The organism is Paenibacillus sp. FSL R5-192 (assembly GCF_000517845.1).
In the GTDB taxonomy this organism is placed as follows: Bacteria; Bacillota; Bacilli; order Paenibacillales; family Paenibacillaceae; genus Paenibacillus; species Paenibacillus amylolyticus.
Genome location: NZ_ASPR01000046.1, coordinates 134,410 through 157,289, shown reverse-complemented (window position 1 = coordinate 157,289; position 22,880 = coordinate 134,410). Strand labels below are relative to the sequence as shown.

General features: G+C 43.0%; 20 protein-coding genes. 16 read left to right on the top strand and 4 right to left on the bottom strand.

The window, feature by feature from the left end:
- The first annotated feature begins 149 nt into the window (after positions 1-149).
- The 3 genes from C161_RS33115 (at position 150) to C161_RS22395 (ending at position 2,825) form a co-directional block, all read left to right on the top strand.
- Positions 150-530 (top strand): ankyrin repeat domain-containing protein, encoded by a 381-nt coding sequence (locus C161_RS33115; RefSeq protein ID WP_051449886.1) that lies wholly within the window; start codon positions 150-152, stop codon positions 528-530.
- A 2-nt stretch (positions 531-532) separates the two neighbouring features.
- Positions 533-937: an ankyrin repeat domain-containing protein gene (locus tag C161_RS33110; RefSeq protein WP_235193896.1), complete on the top strand. Its 405-nt coding sequence runs from the start codon at positions 533-535 to the stop codon at positions 935-937.
- A 742-nt stretch (positions 938-1,679) separates the two neighbouring features.
- Entirely contained in the window at positions 1,680-2,825 is a 1,146-nt protein-coding gene (locus C161_RS22395; RefSeq protein ID WP_162163208.1) for an ATP-binding protein, read from the top strand.
- A gap of 287 nt (positions 2,826-3,112) precedes the next feature.
- Here C161_RS22395 and C161_RS33105 read toward each other — a convergent pair whose 3' ends face one another.
- Positions 3,113-3,496, bottom strand: coding sequence for a hypothetical protein (locus tag C161_RS33105; protein ID WP_235193895.1), 384 nt, complete (start codon positions 3,494-3,496; stop codon positions 3,113-3,115).
- 17 nt (positions 3,497-3,513) lie between these two features.
- On the opposite strand from C161_RS33105, the gene C161_RS22390 reads away from it, so the two are divergent.
- Positions 3,514-3,876, top strand: coding sequence for a hypothetical protein (locus C161_RS22390; protein ID WP_036672859.1), 363 nt, complete (start codon positions 3,514-3,516; stop codon positions 3,874-3,876).
- A 290-nt stretch (positions 3,877-4,166) separates the two neighbouring features.
- Positions 4,167-5,528 carry a glucoamylase family protein gene (locus tag C161_RS22385; protein ID WP_235193894.1) on the top strand — a complete coding sequence of 454 codons (1,362 nt, stop codon included), beginning with the start codon at positions 4,167-4,169 and terminating at the stop codon, positions 5,526-5,528.
- 184 nt (positions 5,529-5,712) lie between these two features.
- Here C161_RS22385 and C161_RS22380 read toward each other — a convergent pair whose 3' ends face one another.
- Entirely contained in the window at positions 5,713-6,351 is a 639-nt protein-coding gene (locus tag C161_RS22380) for a TetR/AcrR family transcriptional regulator (RefSeq protein ID WP_036672856.1), read from the bottom strand.
- A 126-nt stretch (positions 6,352-6,477) separates the two neighbouring features.
- Between C161_RS22380 and C161_RS22375 the strand changes: the two genes are divergently transcribed.
- On the top strand, positions 6,478-8,040 hold the full coding sequence (locus C161_RS22375) for an FAD-dependent monooxygenase (protein ID WP_036672854.1): 1,563 nt from the start codon (positions 6,478-6,480) through the stop codon (positions 8,038-8,040).
- A gap of 120 nt (positions 8,041-8,160) precedes the next feature.
- On the opposite strand, the gene C161_RS22370 is transcribed toward C161_RS22375, so the two are convergent.
- The gene (locus C161_RS22370; RefSeq protein WP_036672852.1) at positions 8,161-9,699 is read right to left on the bottom strand and encodes a hypothetical protein; all 1,539 of its coding nucleotides are present in this window, start codon (positions 9,697-9,699) and stop codon (positions 8,161-8,163) included.
- A 174-nt stretch (positions 9,700-9,873) separates the two neighbouring features.
- Here C161_RS22370 and C161_RS22365 point away from each other — a divergent pair, with 174 nt between their 5' ends.
- From C161_RS22365 to C161_RS22335, 7 genes are all read left to right on the top strand, one after another.
- On the top strand, positions 9,874-10,668 hold the full coding sequence (locus C161_RS22365; RefSeq protein WP_235193893.1) for a helix-turn-helix transcriptional regulator: 795 nt from the start codon (positions 9,874-9,876) through the stop codon (positions 10,666-10,668).
- Between the two features lie 135 nt (positions 10,669-10,803).
- Positions 10,804-11,760, top strand: a complete 957-nt coding sequence (locus tag C161_RS22360) for an aldo/keto reductase (protein WP_036672851.1) — start codon at positions 10,804-10,806, stop codon at positions 11,758-11,760.
- 138 nt (positions 11,761-11,898) lie between these two features.
- A complete protein-coding gene (locus C161_RS22355) occupies positions 11,899-12,495 on the top strand; it encodes a cupin domain-containing protein (protein ID WP_036672849.1) in 597 nt (198 codons plus the stop codon).
- A 207-nt stretch (positions 12,496-12,702) separates the two neighbouring features.
- Positions 12,703-13,383, top strand: coding sequence for a hypothetical protein (locus C161_RS22350; RefSeq protein ID WP_036672848.1), 681 nt, complete (start codon positions 12,703-12,705; stop codon positions 13,381-13,383).
- 548 nt (positions 13,384-13,931) lie between these two features.
- Complete coding sequence (locus tag C161_RS22345) at positions 13,932-15,521, top strand: methyl-accepting chemotaxis protein (RefSeq protein WP_036672846.1); 1,590 nt, start codon at positions 13,932-13,934, stop codon at positions 15,519-15,521.
- Between the two features lie 24 nt (positions 15,522-15,545).
- Positions 15,546-15,971 (top strand): chemotaxis protein CheW, encoded by a 426-nt coding sequence (locus C161_RS22340; protein WP_017687852.1) that lies wholly within the window; start codon positions 15,546-15,548, stop codon positions 15,969-15,971.
- 14 nt (positions 15,972-15,985) lie between these two features.
- On the top strand, positions 15,986-18,001 hold the full coding sequence (locus C161_RS22335; RefSeq protein WP_036672845.1) for a chemotaxis protein CheA: 2,016 nt from the start codon (positions 15,986-15,988) through the stop codon (positions 17,999-18,001).
- 95 nt (positions 18,002-18,096) lie between these two features.
- On the opposite strand, the gene C161_RS22330 is transcribed toward C161_RS22335, so the two are convergent.
- Entirely contained in the window at positions 18,097-18,981 is an 885-nt protein-coding gene (locus tag C161_RS22330; protein WP_036672843.1) for a LysR family transcriptional regulator, read from the bottom strand.
- Between the two features lie 112 nt (positions 18,982-19,093).
- Between C161_RS22330 and zwf the strand changes: the two genes are divergently transcribed.
- The 3 genes from zwf (at position 19,094) to gndA (ending at position 22,806) form a co-directional block, all read left to right on the top strand.
- Complete coding sequence (gene zwf / locus C161_RS22325) at positions 19,094-20,617, top strand: glucose-6-phosphate dehydrogenase (RefSeq protein WP_036613459.1); 1,524 nt, start codon at positions 19,094-19,096, stop codon at positions 20,615-20,617.
- A 36-nt stretch (positions 20,618-20,653) separates the two neighbouring features.
- On the top strand, positions 20,654-21,319 hold the full coding sequence (gene fsa, locus C161_RS22320) for a fructose-6-phosphate aldolase (protein ID WP_036613461.1): 666 nt from the start codon (positions 20,654-20,656) through the stop codon (positions 21,317-21,319).
- A gap of 68 nt (positions 21,320-21,387) precedes the next feature.
- The gene (gene gndA, locus C161_RS22315; RefSeq protein ID WP_036672842.1) at positions 21,388-22,806 is read left to right on the top strand and encodes an NADP-dependent phosphogluconate dehydrogenase; all 1,419 of its coding nucleotides are present in this window, start codon (positions 21,388-21,390) and stop codon (positions 22,804-22,806) included.
- Positions 22,807-22,880: the final 74 nt, after the last annotated feature.

Here is a 22,880-nt window from a genome sequence, read left to right as displayed (position 1 = left end):
TATTTAAATGAAAATTTATAATTCTAATATGAGGATTCGACAATTCTCTTAAATTAGTGAAAGGTTATAATAATAAACCCATTTCATATTATATCCCATTCATATATTCAACTAAATATAAAATTGATTAGTAGTAGGAGGTAAACCCTTTGTTCAAAATCGGAAATCAAGGATCGTTTGAAATGCTTCCTGATCAAGCCAGGGCAGTATATGAGGGAGATACCGGTGCCGTAGAACAATTCATTAAACAGGGCATGGATCTCGAAGAAGAGATTACGCTCAGTAAATACATAGCATTAACGCCACTAGACATTGCCTTAAACTGTAATCAACCGGAAGTGGTTAAGTTGTTGGTGGAGCATGGAGTTAATCTGAATGTCAAAAATAATCCGGCAATCCTGAAGGCAGGTAGATATTGTGGAGAAGAAATAGTTCGATACCTGTACCAGCACGGTGTCAAGTTAAATGGACTTAATCGCGTCAAATCTAGTGCATATGACGAATCCTACTATGGTAACAAAAAAATATAACCGTGCTAAATGAACTCGGGTTGGATATTCGAAATTATGGAGGCAAAACGTTACGCAAGGCTGTAGCTGATCACGATATGAAGACAATCCAGTATCTACTAGATGAAGGAGTGGACGTCAATTACAATGAACCGGATATGGTATATCCGTACGAGGCCACGCCTCTCACGGTAGCTGCACGACTTAATAACATGAAGATGGTTCGATATCTGGTAGACCAAGGAGCAGATGTGACTATACAGGAGAAGGATGGAGAGCGGGCGTATACGATTGCAGTGAGTCAGAAAAATGAAGTAATGGCTGAATATCTAAAGGGGCTTGAACCTCAAGACTTTCATGATATGATGTCGAGGGACAAAAAAATTGTTCCTTTCAAAGTCGCTAATATAGCGGCTTTTTTGTATTAAGGAACCAAGTTCTTGTCCCAAGCTGAGGACAAGAACTTGGTTCCTTTGCCGAAAAGGACAAGAACATTGTGTCATTTCGGATTAGGTAGATATCTAAATAGGATCATGATGGAACTTCCATGGCGAGATAAAAGCCACATAAATATAAAACTTCGCTTGAATAACGATTTTTCTGTATCAAGAAGAGGTTTTTCGGACCTAACGCAAGAACTTAGTATTTGCTGGAAAGGTTAAGAACATGGTACTATGTCGATTAAAATATTAATCTGTTTCATTAAGCTAACGGGCAGGTTAGTTCAAAAGCGTATTCATCTCCTCATTTGGGAAAAATAAAATATCCCAACTAAAAGGTGCTTGCGTTTGAGAAAGTTAATTTTGACAATCGTTTTAGAGCTCGGACTACTATACAGCCATAAAATTCATGAGAAATAATTATTTTTCTTCCTGATTCCATAAAAAGGTGTAGGGTTTAGCCTTCCGACAGAGCGGCTAACAAGCAAAAGGATGGGTGTGATCCAAAAGAGAGCTTTCATCTATTATATTAATCAGCAGTACCGAATAAGGTGGAATTTTTGGGAAAAAGGGGACCTCACTTAAAGATCTACGTCACATTGATAATCTATCTGAAAAATTTGGTTTATTTCGAATTTAAGAATACTAAAGTTTCTTTAACATTGCACTCATATAAAAAAGTTGAAAGGAAAATAAAATGAATAGTCTTGACTTAAGGGAAGAAATTCTAATGTTAATTCAAACTAAACGTGAAGGAGAATATTGGGATTTTAAAGAGAAGTATCACCTTAATGCAGCTAACCTATTACACGATATAATTTGTATGGCTAATAACTTAGTTGATCGAGATTCTTATATTATCTTTGGAATTAGAGACCAAACGTTCGAAATTGTGGGAGTAAAAGATGATGAAAATCGGAGAAATCAGCAACAAATGATAGATTTCTTAAAACACAAAAAATTTTCCGCTGGAATTCGTCCTAGTATTAAAATGCAATCTTTAATGATTATGCAAGAAGAAGTAGATGTTATTATTATAAAAAATAGCACAACTACTCCTTACTTCCTGATTGAGGATTTTTCAAGCTACGGAAGAAAGGTTCGTTCGGGTCACATTTATACAAGGATAGGGGATACAAATACTGATATAGATAAAGTCGCAGACATAAACTATATTGAGTATCTTTGGAAGAAAAGGTTTATGTTGATGAACTCTCCTTTAGAACAAATTATTAAGCGGCTTGAACACAAAGAAGAATGGGTATTAGATGAATGTTCAGAGGGTTATATTTACTCCAACATCTATAAGCCTGAATTTAAAATTGTGCTTTATGAGGACGAAAATGCTGGACTTGAGCAATACCCTGATTTTTACGCCTATGCGATGAACGACCCAGAAACCTTGTATCGACAGTTTGATATTCAATATCAAGGTATTCAACAATTTAGGGGACAAATCGTTGTTCTTGATAGTGGTCGATACCCAACGGTTATTCCTGAAAAGAGTAGGGCTCAGTTTTTAGAGGATTATGACTTTGGATATTTCATTGAAGGTAGTACGACTCATAAACTGAGCGATTTTTTTTACATTGAGAATAACGATAAAGAAGGGATTTCACGTAAAAGTTTTTTTAAAGTCATACTTTTATTTAAAAATGAGCACGAAAGGGATCAGTTTATTGTTCATGTGCAGCGGAATGAAAGTGACTTTAAAAATAAGCTTTGCTCTCTAAGCGAAGATTATTCAGCGCTTGAGTTAAGTTCTCAGTATCTCAAGAATCAAGTAGTAAAACATCTGAATACGGGGAAAGCACTTAATCAAATGCTTATAGAGTATCGGAACATATTGGATATTACTTTAAAGAGCAATGAATAATGTGTGGTATCTTCTGGTAGAGCATCGTACTCGCTATTGAAGTAAGGTTATTATGAGAGACTAGGAGAAAAAATCCAGGGAAGCCTGGGCTAGCTTGAGCATATGAAAACACCAAAAAGCAGCTGATCAACGTGATCGGCTGCTTTTGTTCGAGTCTTAGATAAGGGTAGTAAAGCATGAGAGAGCTTAGTCATGACCGATGTAGGTTATTGGCATTGTGTCTGTAAGGCTATCTCTGAGCCAGCCTGAAATCATTTCTTCCTGAATCCTAAATAATTTAGTTAGGATTAATAATGAATATTGAAATAACCACTACCGAGGCCATTCGGAGATGATGCATATATTTGTTGATAACCATAGGCCCCTCGAATTGTTACTGTTTGACTTCCATATTGAATGGCTTCATGTCTTACAGGATATAATGTTCCATTCTCATTTCTGAGTTGGAAGTAGTAGGTGCCTAGAACATTAGCTTGAAAAGTTATTGTAATTGTCCCCGTCATATAAATATATGGAGTGTACACTCCACTATCAAAATAACCGGGGTATGGATTGCTTGCAAATATACTGATTCCATCTTTCACTTGTCTCTGCATAAGAATATCTTGTGAGACAGGGGTAGTGGAAGTCAAAGCTTGATCAGCAAAAGCAGCTTGAAAAGGGACTATCATAGAGAGGGCTGTGAGTAATGCAATCGTTGTTTTTTGGTATTAAATTGCTTAGGAAAAAACGTGTTAAGAAAAAGCGTGGCCCTGAACGAAATTTTTATGGGGGAGACTATGGAGGTTCTCTTGATCGCGAAAATGCAAATCCACATACTTATTCAAGTTACAATAGCAACACCGTGAGTTACAGCAGTCATAATACAATTAACTATACAGAGATCAATTTTTCAGATAAGGAAAACACTGAAGAGAAAGTCGAAGAAAAAGTTGAAGAGCCACAAAGGCCTGTTTCAGTGAGTTGCCCGGGATGTGGGGCGAAGGCAAAAGTACTTCCTAAGCAATCAACGGACTGCGAGTATTGCGGAACAACAGTTGTAGCAACTTAGAACGGTTTAGAATGGATACGTGAAGGGTTAAGCCTGATTCCTATGGAGTCAGGCTTTTTACCTCTTCAATTTAGAATCTCTAAAAGACCCTCAAACGATCAAATCGTCATATAATTCCACGTGAGTTGCCTTAATGTAGTCCCTTTAATGAAACGTTTCGAATTTACATTTATTAATAAACCGCATAATAATCAGTATTTGTAAGCGTTCTATTTTATTGTTTACGGAAATGGGAAATTTATGATAACATATACACGAAACGTTTCGAATCCATTTGAAGGGAGAAAATCATGAAAATCATGAAAAAAGTAAAACAATTCAGCTTCATTTTAACTTTTTGTCTGTTAGCTAATCTAGCTTTAACTCCGATGGCTTCAGCAGGTGACTCAAGCAATTTAATTGGATTTCGAGCAGAATTGAAAGCGATTGCATATAAAACCTATACGTTTTTTGAGGACTATACGGATCAGAATACTGGCTTGACTTACGATGAAGTACGGCACACTGACAACGGGATAGAAGAAGCTAAACGTACCTCGCCCACAAACATCGCAATGTATATGATGAGTACGGTTTCAGCGCAACAATTGGGCATTATTTCAAAGAAAGAAGCTGTACATCGCCTGCAAACAACTATAAATTCCCTCGAGAAGTTAGAAAAGTGGAACGGCCTATTTTATAACTGGTATAACACGGATGACGGTTCGGTGAAGAAAGATTGGGGGCAATTTATTTCCCAAGTCGATAATGGCTGGTTATCCGCTGGTTTAATTGTTGTTGGGCAAGCCTATGAAGAACTTCATGGGGGAACAAGCAAGTTGGTTACAAATATGAATTATACTCCGCTATATGATCCTGAAGTCGGCCAATTCCGCGGCGGTTATGATGTGGCTAAAGGCGCGCTGACGGACCACCATTATGGGATGTTTTATACGGAACCACGTGTAGGCAGCTATATTGCTATTGGGAAAGGTGATGTTCCTCAAGATCATTGGTGGAAGATGTATCGCACATTACCTCAAGAATGGGATTGGCAAGCTCAGATTCCTCAAGGCAAATCCGTTAAGTACGATGGAGTGGATGTGTTTGAAGGAAGTTATGTATACAAGGATAAAAAGTTCGTACCAAGCTGGGGAGGTAGTATGTTTGAAGCTCTTATGCCCGGTATGGTCATAAAGGAAAAAGACCTGGGTACTCAAGCTTTGGGATTGAACAACCAGCGTCATGTCGAATTGCAAATCGAATATGCCAAAGAAAAAGGGTATGCCGCATGGGGCTTCTCACCTTCTGCCACTCCGACAGGTTACAGTGAGTTTGCAGCAACACCGTTAGGTACCTCAGGTTACAAAGATGGAGCAACGGTAACAGCACACGCAACATTCCTTGCTCTGGATTATGCCCCTGAAGCAGTTCGAAAGAACATTAAAGCTCTAAAGAGCTTCAAAATGTTTGGCAAATATGGGTTCTATGACTCAGTCAATGTTGAAACGGGAGAACTTGCAAAAGCTTATCTGGCACTGGATCAAGGGATGATTATGGTGTCGATCGCCAACTATCTTCAAGATGGCGTTATCCGCGATTATTTTCACAGTGATGTGATAGGGCAGACGCCAGAAGAATTATTGAAAAAAGAAGTGTTTTCCATTCAATGAAGGGCTGCTTTAGATTAGAGCAAGATCACTAACGAAATGGGACGAAGATTAAAAGATGGGCGGAACGAAGCAGGGTATCAGCATGCTTCGTTCCGTTTTTGCGTTTACCATTGATAATGAAGTCGCAGATCGATTAGATTATGGAATTTATCCGGAAATAGAAAAGGCATTTACAATGGCGATTTTAAGACTTACGTTGTGGGGCATAAGCGCAAAGAAAGACGCGTACGCCTTCGGTGATGATATGTTTAGTTTGGTCCTCCTCTAACGTCCCGATTTTTCCCGGTTGATTGAATACCAATAAAAACGTTAATGCAGCGAAGTGCTTTGCAGCCATTATAGGATCAATCACATGGAGCAGTCCGTTTTGTCCAAACGCTGTAAACCTCCTGATAATCCCCTCTTCAGTTGCGTTATCCAGCCTTTCAAAAAACGAGTCTGGCAGGTTGGCAGCTTCCACCATAACCAGACGGATCAAAGCCTTGTAATCTGCCGAACCGTTTGCAGAAGCTACGATTTGCTCACAAAATAAAATGAGCGCCTGCTCAAGATCTTCGAATTTCAAGAGGTGGTCTGAAATCCCTTGCTCAATCATGACCAGAATCGCCGAACTGGATTCTTCCACAACGGCAAGCAGTAGGTTCTGTTTGTCGCCATAATAATCATAAACTGTCCGTTTGGAAACTCCCGCTTTAGTTGCGACCGCATCGACGCTGGAACGATCAAACCCGTCTGAAAGAAACAGATCTCGTGCCGCCGCAATAATTTTAGCTCGTTTGTCTGAAGAGCCTTTGCGGATTTTCTTGTTTTCCGTATGATCCATTCTTACGTTTTCCCCCTTATATGTATATTTAAGAAATTGATTAGAGTCCTGCTTTACAAACTACACTGTACGGTGTAGTGTAACAAATGTAGCGTATCAAATCAATGCTCAAGGAGGTTTTTGTCCATGAATACCATACCGTCTGTTGTTGATGTTCTCATCGTCGGGGCCGGACCCACAGGGCTTACACTTGCCTGCGACCTTGCCCGTCGAAACGTCAACCATCGTATTATTGAACGAAGCACCGTGTATAACGTTGCATCTCGCGCCAAAGGAATCCAGCCTCGCTCGCTTGAAGTCATCGATGATTTGGAGGCCGTTCACTACATTGTTGATACAGGTGTTGTGGACTTGCCTGTTCGTTATTATACCGCAGATGGCAGAAGTGTGGACAAGCCGACTATTACCGTTGCAGCGAGCGCCGAACTTGAGACACCCTATCGTGATCCGGTCTGGATTGCTCAATTTGATGTGGAAAAAGCGTTGCGCGACCGATATGCAATGCTTGGCGGTCAAGTTGAGTTGGGCATGGAAGCTGTAGGGCTTGTTCAGGATGTGGATGGTGTATCGATAACGGTGAATACAGCACAAGGAGAAGAGCAAATTCGTGCTCGTTATGTAGTCGGCGCTGACGGGGGCAAAAGCAATATCCGCAAATTTATACACTTACCGTTGGTTGGGGAAACACATGATCATGAGCGATGGTATCTTGGCGATGTAGGATTGGAAGGGTTAGATCGTGACCATATCCATATCTGGACTTCTTCGGAGGGGATGATCGGGGTGACACCGCTGCCAAAATCCGATATTTGGCAACTGCAGGCTACAATTCCGGCAGACATCGATGAACCAGAGCAGCCGTCGTTAGAGGGGTATCAAGCCATGTTTGACCGTCGCGCCGGGTCCGGACGTGTTCGGCTTACGGATGCTTCTTGGTTGTCCATCTACCGGGTCAACGTTCGTATGGTTGAATGTTACCGAAACAACCGGGTCTTTCTTGCCGGTGATGCTGCTCATGTTCATTCGCCGGCCGGTGGTCAAGGCATGAATACGGGAATACAGGACGCATACAACCTCGGCTGGAAGCTGGCGGCTGTCATACACGGAGCAGACACCGCCTTACTCGACACCTACGATGAGGAGCGCCGCCCAGTGGCTCAGGCCGTGCTCAAAGACAGCACTAAGAAGATGGGAGGCGTCATAGGAACGGCGACTGAAGGCGGAGGGTTGTCCCAATCCTTGAGCACCATATCCGACGATCTGACGAGCGGGCTTCTCATTTCCTATCGTTCAAGTTCGCTTACCCATCCGTCTGCTCGAACAAATGCTACCCGTTTACTTCCTGGAGATCGTGCTGCTAATGCTACTGGACTACAAGGCACCGGGTTTGCAGGAAGTGTCTTTGACCTCTTGCGCGGCCCACACTGGACGCTTTTGGCTTTTGCAAACTACATCGATCCTTCTCTGAAGAACTTCACCAACGATGCACTCCATTTGCATTATATCCTTCCATCGAAGGTGGAGGGGGCGGAAGGCATAATAGACACTGCAGGGAATGCCTATCGAATTTACGATGTCGCAAGTAAAGAACTTGTATTGATTCGTTCTGACGGTTACATCGCCTTGCGCACCTCCATTGATGATACCGCATCGATCCTGAATTACTTGAATTTGTGTGGCTTATCATAGGATCGAGCGACCCAAGGTTCTGCCCGAGTCACATCGTCTTATTGAAAATAGAGTGCAAGAAATTCTATTCATGCAAAAAAGGGTCTTGCCATTTTCATAACAGGACCCTTTTTGAGTAAACTAAAAATCCCTCAAACGATCAAATACCTCATATAAATCCTCGTGATTGACCTTAACCAAATCATCTTGACGCAGTTCCAAATGCTGCTGTAATTGCTCCAGCAACTCCGTTAGAACAACATAAATCTCTTCCCGCTCAACAGTTTCAATAAAGCCGGTCTTGGCATCCATCTTGTTGAAGGCCTGTGTGTAGTTCTCAACCATGGAGACGAGCTGTTTGTGTATAGCTTCCTGATTGTTCAAATCTTGACTTAATTGCCGGATTTCCTTCAAGCACTGCTTGTACAATTGAGCTGCTTTTTTGGCGTGTGCCGCCTTGATGTGGTCCCGTCCATCCCAATCCCGAAATGGATTGTTCAGGTTCTCTTCAAGCCATTCCGGTTTGCGTGCTTTGGTGATTTCCATATCAAGTCCGGCAGCAACGGATTTTTTATATCTTGTTTTGATCGATCTGGCTGCATCGGCAGGCAGGCTGGTTAGCCACAGCGTAGCCAATTTTGGAAGTTGCTCTGGATCAGGGAATTCTTCACCATTGAAGCCGAACAGGTCATATGTAGTGAAGGTCTGCAAATTTGCCAAATGCTGAATCGATTCTATATGGGATACATTGCCGGGTTTACCCCACAATCGTAACTCTGAAAGCTCAGGATAATACTGCACAAGTGGCTCCAGATGGAGTTCCGTGATATCTCTGATATACAGACCTTCAAGTCGTGAGATACCCGTAACCTGTGGCATGCTCGATGGAACATTGAGAGTGATGCATTTACCGTCTTCATAAGCCGCGATACGCAGATCAGGAGACAACTCTCCTGTGAAATTCAGACTTTTCATCTTTGTGTTCAAAATCAACTCCTTCAACCCACTGACATCCACAATAAGTCTGGTCAGGTGGCTCTTGCTGATATTGAGCATCGTTTGACCATGATGTATGATATGAAGTTCATTAATGAACGGGTTGTCCTCTATAAATGGAAAGATTGATTCCGTATATCCATCCATTTCAATATGTGTCAGACAAGGTAGCTTTGCGAGTTCGGCTACATCTTCAGAAGATGTAGGGCTGAAATCGCGGAGTGTACTCGTACTGCGCCGCATTACACGATCGCCAATCATCACTTCTTCGTCATCATCCGCAGCTTGTTTGAACTGCGCTCTTCGGATCGAATCGATACCTTCCCATTCACGCTGGAGATAGAGACTTTCTCCGATCGGCCAGCCTCCGCCATACGTATTTGTTTCCTCGGTGTAGAGAGGAGGGATGTTGCCTGCAAGCACATACTGTGAAGGAACATTAGCACTCACGAAACTATGGGCAAGTCGGTCATTCCAGAAATAGAAATTACAGATCAGCGGTTTCATCTGATGAAGATGCATTTCATTAGGCAGTTGATCACCATTCCAATCCAACTGAAGGACAGAGGCAAGCGTGTCAGAAGTTTTACCCTCTGTTTCTTTCAATCCAGTTACCTGGCAGGCTGTATATTGATGTAATTTTTCGACGTATACGCAGTATACATCTCCAACATTGGGGATCATGTTATGCTCCTTTCGTTCTGCACCAATCGATGCTAAGCTACTTGTAAACCAAGTATTCTGCAGAACTAATAATAGATGAATTATATCAAAGTCATTCAGAGACTACCATTTTGGGATAGAGCCGAATAGGCTTGAATACTTTTATAAAAAGGAACGATGTCTATGGATACAAGTATGAGCCGTAACAAAAAACTGGGTGAGTTCTTGAAATCACGGAGAAGCCACATTCAACCGGAACAGGTTGGATTGTCAGGATCTTATGGACAGCGAAGAACACCCGGTCTACGGCGGGAAGAAGTAGCGGTATTGGCTGGTGTCAGTGCGACGTATTACACGTGGCTCGAACAGGGTAGGGAGTTGGCGGCTTCACGAGAAGTGATGCAGAGTATAGCGGATGCGCTCCGTTTAACCCTGGAAGAGAAGAGTCATCTATTTGACTTATGGGACCCTAATACGGAACATGAATTCCTTGCTTCGTATTCGCAACTGGAGCCAGGGTGGCAGAGTATTATTGGCCAGTTGACTCATCCTTCCTTTATTACCAATGAACGTTCTGAGGTACTTGCCTGGAATGAAGCTGCAGACACGAACCTCTTCAACTTCTCGTCGATGAATGTGAATGAGCGTTTAATGATGCGGATTTTATTTCTGGATACAGCGCTCAGGGAGCGTATGCACAACTGGGAGGAATTCGCGCGGCACTCGGTAGCCGTATTCCGTACGTATTATGATAAGTATCCGAGTGACCCCGAATTCAGCAGAATCGTGAAACAATTGAGTGAAGAAAGTGTAGACTTCCGAACGATCTGGAACCTGCACCAAGTTGAATTCAAACAAGTCAATCGTGTCCTGCTTGAAACGACGGATCGGGCAGATGGCGTTGTGCATGCATACGATATCTTTTCCATGAATAATCTGAACAGCCAATCAGGCATTCATTGTTGTATTTACGTTCCTGTTGCCATATAGAAAGTTAATCAAACTGGTAATTTCTTTACTAGCATAAACAGAGTGTGGTTGGGGTCTCGGAAGTGAAATAGAATGAACTCAAGTTCATACGTATCTAGTTAACGTTTCTATTTCAAGATGAAAAGAGGGAGCCTCATGCTCAAAACAAGAACACTGGGAAATGATAAATTACGAATATCTGCGCTCGGCCTGGGTGTGATGATGATGCCGGATAATGACGAATCGGTACATACCATTCAGGGTGCGCTGGATGCAGGAGTTACCATGTTTGATACGGCGGATCTGTACGGAGCGTATGAAAAACAGCGATTTGGAGGGAATGAAAAATTGCTTGGACGCGCGCTTCAAGGTCGAAGATCCAAGGCAATCGTTGCCACCAAATTTGGTATAACACACACGCAGGGCCCAAAGGGAGATCCAGCCTACATCAAAAAATCAGTAGATGCGAGTCTCTACAACCTGGGAATGGACTATATCGATCTGTATTATCAACATCGTCCTGATCCGAATACACCCATTGAAGAGACGGTAGGCACACTTGCCGATCTGGTTCAACAGGGGAAGATTCGATATATTGGTTTGTCCGAAGCGCCAGTAGAGATCATTCGGCGTGCACATGCTGTTCATCCGATTACAGCGTTGCAGACCGAATATTCATTATGGAGTCGAGAGCTTGAGGATGAGATTATGCCTGTCCTGCATGAATTGAACATTGGCTTGGTTCCATACAGTCCTTTGGGGCGGGGCTTCCTGACAGGTCAGATCCGTTCTATAGACGATCTGCCGGAAGATGATTATCGTCGTCACTATCCGCGTTTCCAAGGTGAGAACTTTCAGAAAAATCTGGAGGTTGTTGGATTGATCCAAGAGATGGCTAAGCAAAAAGAATGTACGGTCTCTCAACTTGCTCTGGCTTGGTTGCTTGGAAAGGGAGAACATATCGTTCCGATCCCGGGGACTCGCAATCTGGAAAGAGTTCACGAGAACTTAGGGGCGCTACAGGTTTCGCTTACGGATGATGAGATGAACCAGATAGATCACATATCACCCCAAGGCATTGCAGCCGGAGGCAGATTCCCTGGTCAAGTCTAGTTCGTTTATACAAGATTCTAAGAAACCTAAAGTTCAGGATTAAAAACAATATATAACATGTGTCAGCGGTATTATCTTTCTATTCTCCGGCATACAGTACAACAATGAGATGTATGCCCAAGGAGGAGAAATGATCGTATGATGAATCCGATTTTGCAAGCCCCGAATGTTCCGCTGGCAGCCGATTCCAATGCGGTTGTCAATTATCAGAGGGATTCACGCAACTATGTAACCCAGTTGTTTGGAGAACAGCTGCCGACCATTGCAAATGGGTTCTTCAACGTGTACTTAAGCAAAGGAATCATTGTGCAGCCACACTGGCACACCAATGTCACGGAGATGGTTGTGGTCATCACCGGTGAAATTACAGCGTCAGTCTTCAATCCGTTTACGCGTGAACGATTGACATATCGTCTGAAACCAGGTCAGGTTGTGGTATTTCCGAAAGGCTGGTTTCACTGGTTTGTCGCTGAGACAGATGATGTATATGTCTTAACAATCTTTGATCAACCAACGCCCGATATTGTATTTGGAGCGGATTTCTTGGCAGCTACACCGCCGGAGGTGGCTCACCGCGCGTACTGTTTGGATGAAGAGGCATATGCGAGAGCTGTTGGTTCCATTAAAAATGATGCGATTCTGGGCCCTCCAATAGGGTGTGATACACAGGTTTCTGATCAATCGACCTCACCTTCCAAGACGTCCGTGTCACCATCCAATAAGCTGAAATCTTAAGTCAAGATTCCTTATTCATTATCAAAGTACACAGCCTGTAACTGGAGAATATCAGTTGCAGGCTTTTTGATGTGTCGATGTAATAATCGTATGAAGTCCATGGAGGGGTTGGTATTATATTAGAAAAAAATTCAAAATGCCTGAGTCAGTGGGTTACGTTCTCTGTTAGTATAGTATGAACATCCAACAAAAACGGAGGACTCATGAATGAACATGTCAGAAATGAAAACGCTTGAAACTGCAATGAGTTATGCACCTATTTTGATGTTTGACAGAGCCGAACCCTTTTATCCTGATTTTGTTGGCATTTCTGTGTTGCATCAATCTGGGCCTTCACCATCGTTCAGAAGGGACATTAAGTTTCCGACCGAGGTAGTACAATATGTAATTGAATATGCAATCTGGTGGGATTATGAGATTGGACATTTGTATGAAATGGAGCATGTATGGGTTTATGTGGGTCATGACGGAGAGGTAGTAGACTGTGAAGCCAGCTTTCATGGGAAGGTGCTGCGTGGATTATTGAAGGAACGGGTCAATGTGGTTGGACATCATGTATGTCTGTACTCACAGCCTGGCAAACATGCTTTCTCACCACTTCCGGTTGTATTTGAGTTATTGCCAAACCTGTATAGTGCAGCAGGTGCCGAAGCTGGATGTGATGGGCTACTTGTGAATGAGTTGTTTCAAGATTATTTTGAAACGAATGAACAGATCGATGCTCAGGTGGAGCGTTATCTGCAGACCAAAGCGTTTGTACCTACCATGGAGTTCGAAGAATATTTACTAAAACCGGAGATGTTCATGACGTGGGATAATCTGTTTGGTATTATTCCGCACAGGATTAAGGATCGCTTAATTGAACTGGAGCAGTTATATAACACATAAGTAATTAGTTTTAAACGGGTTTTATGTTAATTTGAAGTGTATTTTTTCGCTTCAAAACCAAACTTTGTTGATTCGGGTTTGGTTTTTTTTATGGGAAAATAGACTCACTATGAGTATGTATTTATTAGACTTAGGTCTTGAAATGTTGAGTGTGTACAGAAAAAATACATAATTTTTTTTGTGGAAAATGATATTTGTTAGACGTAAGAACTATATAACTTCTTGTATAAATAAAAGAAGATCATGTCACATGAAATTTTGTATGGAGATGTATGTGTAAGTCAATGCAGAATGTTGATTATACGTATATATGTAAATGAAAAAAACAATTTAATAGGTAAAAAGTATAATTTATATTAAAAAGAAGATTCTTTATATCTGAAATAAAAATTCATAATAGTGCAAATTTATAGAAATAAAAATCTCCTATTCAGTTTTAATATATTTATGTCGAAATAGATCGTAAGTTGTCTGGAGCGCGACCAAGAGAAGGGTTTACCAAGCGTTATATACATAACTGGACACTACGATGCCTAGGAGGAGATTACATGAAGTGGTTTGGAAATTTGAAAACAGCAACAAAGATTATCTCAGCGTTTTTAGTTGTGTCGATAATCCTTGCGGCGCTTGGCGTCTACTCTGTAGTAACATTGAGAAGTACGAATGAACGAATGCAAGAGATGTATAACAACAATCTAATCTCTGTGAAAGAATTATCCTCTGCTCAGATTGATTATCAAAGAATGCGTGTGAACGTGCGTGATTTGAGCTTCGAAACCGTTGAAACCGAAAAAACTCGGATCACGGAGAACATCGCTTCGATCCGTCAGAGTGTGAATGATCGCCTGACCATCTATCGTCCGCTTGCAACAACCCCTGAAGAAATAGAGTTACTCCGTAATTTTGATGCGGAATATCCAGGATATTTAACAATGTTTGAACGAGCAACTAATCTGGCTGTTGCAGATGATCAAAGTGCCTTTAATACCTTCCTTAAATCTGAGCTTAAACCACAAGGAGACAGGATTGTAGAACTCCTTACCAATTTGATCGACCTTAATGAAAGTATGGCTGAACAGGCGAATATACAATCTCAGGCTGCCTATTCACAAGCATTTAAAGTAACGATAATTCTTGTGGTTCTGTCTGTACTCTTCAGTATTCTCATTGGATATATTATCTCTCGCTCCATTGCGAAGCCACTCATGGCTATGCTGGGTCTAGCTACGGAAGTTGCCAACGGAAATCTGACCCTTAAATCAAACATCTCCAGCAAAGATGAAGTGGGTCAACTAGCCGCGGCACTGAATCGGATGGTTGATAATCTGAAAGAGTTAATTAACAATATCGTGATGAACTCCCAAAGTGTTGCTGCTTCTTCGGAACAGATCTCAGCCAGTACACAGGAAATTGCGAGTACCAGCACGAGCCAATCCAGTGAGGCAGGAAATATCTCCGAATTGTTCAAGGAGCTTTCACTAGCCATCAACTCCGTCGCTGCAAGTGCGGAAGAAGCGGCTGAACTGTCCAACGATACGGTGAAGACTGCCCGTGAAGGTGGAATTGTTGTACAGACTTCATTGGAAGGTATGCAAGCTGTTAATACAAAAATGACCAAGCTTGAAGATGATTCTCGTAAAATCGGTGACATCATTGAAGTGATTGACGATATCGCTGAGCAGACCAATCTGCTCGCGCTGAATGCTGCAATTGAAGCTGCGCGGGCGGGAGAACAAGGACGAGGATTCGCCGTAGTAGCAGATGAAGTCCGGAAGCTTGCCGAACGAAGTGGCGAGGCGACCAAAGAAATTACAGCCATCATCAAAGCAATGCAGGAAAATACGAGACAAAGTGTGCAAGCCGTAGCAGCCAGTGTTGAGCAGTCTTCCATGACTGGACAGGCGTTTGATCAGATCATTGATATGGTCAATAACTCTTCACAGAAAGTAAACGAAATTGCTGCTGCATGTGAAGAAGAAGCAGCCCAAGCCGCAGAGGTGATGAGCTCTGTTGAATCCATCTCGGCTTCCAGTGAGGAATCCGCAGCAGCGTCTGAAGAGACAGCGGCAACATGCCAGTCTCTGGCAAATCTGGCGGAAGAACTGGCGAATTCGGCAGCTGCCTTCAAAACAAATTAATAAAATTGAATTGAGGGTGAATTGATGTCTTCACTTCAAAAGGAACAATATATTGAACTGTCTGTAGGTGCAGAGACTTGCGCCATTCGAATCGAAGAAATTCACGAAATTATTAAAATGCTCAGCATTACAGATATCCCATTCAGCCGCCCAGAGATCAAAGGGGTAGTTAATCTGCGTGGCAAGGTTGTATGTGTGATGAGTCTGCGGAACCTGCTGGGTATGCCGGATGAACCGGACACCAGAGCGACGCGTATTATCGTAGTTCGACATCAGGAAGAATATATTGGCTTGATCGTGGATCGCGTAAACAAGGTAACCACATATTCCGAAATACATCCGCCAACCGGCGGATATGGTCGTAACCGTGAAGGTTTATTCCATGGTGTGGGTCAACAGGAAGACAAGCTTGTGGGCATTTTGAAACTGGACGAAATATTGGGCGGTTAGGGAGGAATACACGAATGATGGATTTGTCTGCCTACCGTGACATCTTTATCGAAGAACTGAATGATCAACTGGAACGTATGGATCAGTCTTTATTGGCATTGGAGCTTTCACCTTCTGTAGAACTGGTTCAGACGCTGTTTCGGGCAGCCCATACCATCAAGGGATCGGCATCCACTATGGATTTCCGTGAATTAAGCGACCTTACGCATGAAGTGGAGTATGCTCTTGAATGGGTCCGGGAGAAAAAACCGGAGATGACTTCGGAGCTAATTGATACGTTGTTCCGCTCTTTGGACGCCATGAAGGTGCTTCGTGATCAGTACATCCGTGGGGAAGCCTATGCAGACTTTCGAGCGGTAGTACGAGAAATAAAGGATTTAATTCAGACCCCGGCAGTAGTAGGGCAACTTAAAGTACCTCAATTGCAACCAGCAGAATCGATTGTGGCACAGGTGGCTATAGTGTCAGGCAAGCAGTTATTGTCCATTCATATCGTGCTGGAGCAGAAGTGCATGATGAAAGCGGCCAGATATCATATTTTACGACAACGTATCGAGGACATCTGTGGTACGGTTATCGCTACTTCGCTCATGGAGAGTCAACCGGGCGCGCAGAATGAAGATGATCATTATGGTCAGTTCATCATCATCGTAGCAACGTCGAAGGACCCACAGCAGCTTAAGGCAGAGCTGTCTTCAGATTCGGATATTCATATGCTGGAGATTGATCCATATCTGCTGGAATCCAATGAGGTTGCAGCGACTTCTGCACCACTTGAATTAATCTCTGAAACAGAGCAAACGAAACAAAGCTTTCCTACCGTGAATACAACTGGGCCGGATGAGAAAGTGAAAGCTGCTCAACCTACAGTTCGTGTGAGTGTTGAACGTCTGGACCATTTGATGAATTTGGTCGGTGAACTGTTAATTGATCAGACATCCCTTGCAGATCTGAGTGGATCGGGTGCGCGTAAGGAGTCTTCAACACTCATCCGGACTATTAGTGGTGTATCCGATCATATGGGCAGGGTGATCAAGGAACTTCAAGAAGGTGTAATGAAGACACGGATGTTACCCATTGATCAACTATTCAGTCGCTTCCCGAGATTGGTTCGTGACCTTTCGCAGAAGCTGGGTAAAGACCTGGAACTGGTTATTCAAGGTGGAGAGACGGAGCTTGACCGGATGATTATTGAAGAACTAAGTGACCCGCTGATCCATCTCATCCGCAACAGTGCAGATCATGGCATTGAAAGTGCAGAGGTTCGAGCGGAGCTCGACAAGCCGTCCAAAGGACGAATTACCTTAACTTCATTTCATGAAGAAAATCATGTTGTTATTCGTTATTCGGATGATGGCAAAGGTATCGATGGTGAGAAGATTAAAGCTTCCGCCTTGGGCAAAGGTATCATTAGTGAGGAACAGGCTGCACGTCTAACAACACAGGAATCTGTCCATCTCATATTTGAGCCCGGTTTCTCCACAGCTTCTTCTGTCAGTGAAGTATCAGGGCGCGGTGTTGGAATGGACATCGTGCGTAGTCAGATCGGGCGCCTCAACGGTATCATTGATATTGACACAGAGGTTGGTGTTGGTACCACGTTTACGATTCGTCTACCCCTTACTTTGGCGATTATTAAAGGTCTGTTAGTCAGAGTGTCGGGCCGTGTGCTGATCTTGCCGATGTATAATGTTGCTGAGATTGTTCGAATTTCACCTGAAGATATTCAGATGATCCAGGGGCAACAAGCGATCCTGAATCATGGACGAATTGTACCTTTTCACCGACTGTGCGACAGGCTCAACTATCCACGAACGGACCGTAAATCCAAAACCATTCCATTGGTGATCGTGCGATCTGTTGATAAAATTGCAGCTTACGCAGTAGATGAGATCATCGGGAATCAGGAAGTTGTTATTAAGACACTCGGTACGTATCTGGGAGCGATGAACCATCTATCTGGAGCAACGATCCTCGGTAATGGTAAGGTTGCCCTTATATTGGACGCGTCCTATCTGGTGAGTCTTTAATCGTTAGATAACACAAATATTATGCAGGCCAAAGAGCCTCATTATCCATAACTGGATGGTGGGGCTCTTTGTTGTACTTTTTGGCATTATACCACTCAGGATTTGAAAATGAGATCCATAAACCGGTTGGCAGCTAGAGAAATCGGCATATTGCGTTTGGTCATAATCCCCACATGGGAAGGGGGGAGCGGGACATCAAGCTGAATTTCGAAGAGAGAACCTTCCTCCAGCTCTTTGGATATAAATTCACGTGTAACATAGGAAATCCCCAGTCCTCGACGCGCAAACTCAATCAACAGATCAACACTACCGACCTCAATCTCAGGTTTCAACGTGTAATTATAGCTGTTAAACAACTCGGTTATAGCCATCCGAACCCGGCTGTTTCGGGAGAAGAGAATCAGTTGATGCTCCAGAAGCATCTCAAGTGTCATGACTTTCCCCTTCAACTGAGCATAACGTTCCCCGGCTACAAAACAGTCCTTCAACTGAATACTTTCCCTGACTTCTAGCTGTGGATCAACAATGGGCATCCGAACAACACCAAGATCAATCTTGCCTTCTTTCAGAAAGGTAATCACTTCCGGCGTGGTTCCATGACTCAGATGTAGCTTGATGTTAGGGTACAAGGTGTGGAATTCCTCTAGATACGCCAGCATGTAATGCTTGAACAGGGAGTCACTGCCACCAATCCGGAGTTCACCATTGTCGAGATTCTTCAGTGCGGCCATTTTTTCTTCCGCAAGTGAGATCAGAATCTGGGATTGTTCAATATAGGAGTATAGACTGGCACCTTCCTGTGTCAACGCTACACCCTTGGAATTTCGATAAAACAAGGTAAGACCAAAGCTCTCTTCCAATTGCTTAATGGCATGACTGACGCTGGGTTGAGTGATATACAGTGCTTTCGCAGCCTGTGTCAAACTTCCCGTTTTGGCGGCCCAATAAAAGACTTTATATAGTTCGTAATTTGTAGTCATAGATGTGGTCTATAGCTCCTGTGAAATATATTAATTACTTGTATGGCTATAAAACGTATTATAGTGTAACTACAACAAAGAAACCAGAGTTACTTGGAAGGAGAACGGTAAGATGGAACCAACTACCATTGTTTTATTTGGTGCAACTGGCGATTTAGCCAAAAGAAAAATATATCCTGCCTTATATAACTTATATCTTGAGCAGAAGCTTCCTGAAACCTTCTCATTGATTGGTCTGGGGCGTAGAGATTGGTCTGATGAATTCTTTCAGGCACAAGTGGAAAAATCATTAAATGAATTTTCCAGACGCCAAGCTGATCCTGAAGTTGTGAAGTCATTTGTGAAAGCTTTCCGCTACAGTGTATTGAATATAAGCCATAAGGAAGATTATATAAAGCTGTTGGGATTAGTTGAACAAAGAGAAGCTGAGCTTGGCATTCCGTCCAATCGCTTATTTTATCTCTCGGTTGGTCCGGAATTTTTCGAACCGATTGCGGAGAACATTCAAGAAAGTGGACTGGGTTCCACAGAGGGATGGAAACGCCTCGTTATCGAGAAGCCATTTGGTCACGATCTACAGTCTGCGAGAGACCTTAATCGCAAATTAAGCGAATCGTTCACGGAGGAAGAGATTTATCGGATTGACCACTATTTGGGCAAACCGATGGTACAGCGTCTGGAGACGTTGCATCAGAGTAACCCAATCATGAAGGCGTTATGGAACAACCGTTACATCTCCAATGTGCAAATTACGGCGAATGAGACTGTAGGTGTCGAAGAACGTGCATCCTATTATGATCATGTTGGTGCAGTGCGAGACATGTTCCAGAATCATATGTTGCAATTGCTCATGATGATGGCGATTCAGCTTCCATACAACAGTACTTCCGAAAAAGTTGGATTGAAGAAAAAACACATTATGGAATCGATCCAGCCGTTACAAAAACAAACTGTGGGCGCAAACATCATCCGTGGACAGTATGCAGAAGGCAACATTCAAGGTAAACCGGTAAATGCTTATACTGCTGAACCGGGTGTAGCCGAGAATACGATGAATGACACATTCATTGCTGCCAAATTGCAAATTGATGATTTCTTCTGGCGTGGTGTTCCGTTTTACATTCGCACGGGTAAAAGAATGAAGGAGAAATCAACACGTATAGTGATTGAATTCAAAGAACCTTCAGGACAGACAAATGTGCTGAAAAACAAAGGTTCCAAGCCAAACCTGCTCGTCATTGAGATGAGTCCGGATCAGAGCATGACATTGCAACTTAATGCAAGTGATCCTGAGAATAAAGGTGAATTCAAACCGGTTCACATCGATCTTTCTCCGGATAAAGGTGACCTCGCGGAAGCTTACGAGAATCTGATTCGTGATGCTTTGCTGGGTGATCCAACCTTCTTTGCCCACTGGGATGAAGTAGAATTGTCATGGGCGTGGGTGCAGCCAATTCTGGATGCATTCCAGGAAAATTTGTTACCACTTCACCTGTATCCTGCGGGTAGCTATGGACCGGTTGAATCAGATGTTATGCTTGAAGAAGAAGGTCACCACTGGTGGTTTGATGAGCCGGCGGATCAGGAGTCTGTAGTTACAAATAGCATACCCTTGGCGGTTAATGCGAATCTCTAAACCAAAATAAAAAATATATCTGGAGGTAATTTAATCATGAAATTTTTTATCGATACAGCTAACGTGGAAGATATCCAAAAAGCATACAAAATCGGCGTATTGTCTGGCGTAACAACAAACCCATCTTTGGTAGCCAAAGAGGGCGTGAAATTCGAAGATCGTATTGAAGAAATCTTGCGTTTGGTACCTGAAGTGGAGTCCGTTTCTGCGGAAGTGACACCAGATGCCCTTACTGCTGAAGAAATGATCGCACAAGCAGACGAATTGATCAAAATTAACAACAGTGACAAAAACATCACGATCAAATTGCCAATGACACTTGCAGGACTTGAAGCTTGCCGTTACTTGACCAAAAAAGGCGTGAAAACCAACGTAACGTTGATCTTCACTGTGAACCAGGCGCTTCTGGCTGCTCGTGCTGGTGCGACATATGTATCCCCATTCCTGGGACGTCTTGATGATATCTCCGAGGATGGCGTACAATTGGTTACCAAAATTGCTGAATTGTTCCGTACACATAACCTGGATGCACAGATTATTGCGGCTTCTGTAAGACATCCCGATCACGTTACACGTGTAGCAATGGCGGGAGCGCATATTGCTACTGTTCCATTCTCCGTCATTGAACAAATCTCCAAACACCCACTGACAGATCAAGGTATGGACAAATTTGCAGCTGACTGGAAAAAAACAGTACAATAATCACTGAACATATATTCGTTTCAACTTACAATAAAACTATATAAATCATGGAGCATTGGGAGGACATAATGAGTAAACAACAGATTGGTGTTATTGGATTGGCAGTAATGGGTAAAAACCTGGCTTTGAATATTGAAAGCAAAGGTTTCTCGGTATCGGTATTTAACCGTTCCCCGGAGAAAACGAACGATCTTCTGAAAGAAGCAGAAGGTAAAAACCTGACAGGTGCGTTCACTATTGAAGAATTCGTGGAATCCCTGGAGTCTCCGCGTAAAATTCTGATCATGGTGCAAGCAGGTAAAGCAACAGATGCAACGATCGAGCAACTGCTTCCTCATCTGGATCAAGGCGACATTATTATCGATGGAGGTAATGCTTACTTCCCTGACACACAACGTCGCAGTAAAGAACTGGAAGAAAAAGGTTTCCGCTTCATCGGAGCAGGTGTATCCGGTGGTGAAGAAGGCGCACTGAAAGGCCCGGCAATCATGCCCGGCGGTCAGGAAAGTGCTTATCAGTTGGTAGAACCGATCCTTACAGCGATCTCTGCCAAAGTTGGCGATGACGCTTGCAGCACATATATCGGACCAGACGGTGCCGGACACTATGTGAAAATGGTGCATAACGGTATCGAGTACGGAGATATGCAGTTGATTGGTGAGGCTTATCACTTGCTCAAATCCGTATTGAACGTTTCCGTTGAAGAGTTGCATGAGATCTTCACCGAGTGGAATCAAGGGGAGCTGGATAGCTACCTGATCGAAATTACGGCAGATATTTTCTCCAAATACGATCCAGAAACAGGCAAACCAATGGTTGACGTTATTCTGGACGCGGCTGGACAAAAAGGAACAGGTAAATGGACAAGCCAAAGTGCGCTGGATCTCGGCGTTCCATTGTCCATGATTACGGAATCCGTATTCTCCCGTTTCCTCTCTGCGATGAAGGACGAGCGTGTAGCAGCTAGCAAAATCCTGAATGGACCAGCGACTGAAGCGTTCTCCGGCGACAAAAAAGCGTTCATCGAGAACGTGCGTAAAGCATTGTTTGCAAGTAAAATCGTATCCTATGCACAAGGATTTGCACAAATGCGTGCAGCTTCCGATGAATACGGCTGGGATCTGAAATACGGTAACATTGCCATGATCTTCCGTGGTGGTTGCATCATCCGTTCGCAGTTCTTGCAAAACATTAAAGAAGCATATGACAAAGATGCAGAACTCAAAAACCTGCTCTTGGATCCTTACTTCCAAAACATCGTTGAATCTTATCAAGGTGCATGGCGTGAAGTTATAGCGGCTGCTGTAAAACAAGGTATTCCAGTACCTGGATTCTCCAGCGCACTGTCTTACTACGACAGCTACCGTACAGAGCGTTTGCCAGCAAACTTGCTGCAAGCTCAACGTGACTACTTCGGTGCTCACACATTCAAACGTGTTGACAAAGAAGGTTCATTCCACTTCCAGTGGATGGACACTAACGAGTAATTTTAATTTCGAAAATATAGCATTCCTGCAGTTGTCCTTGAATTTAATTATTCAGGGCGGCAGCGGGAATGCTT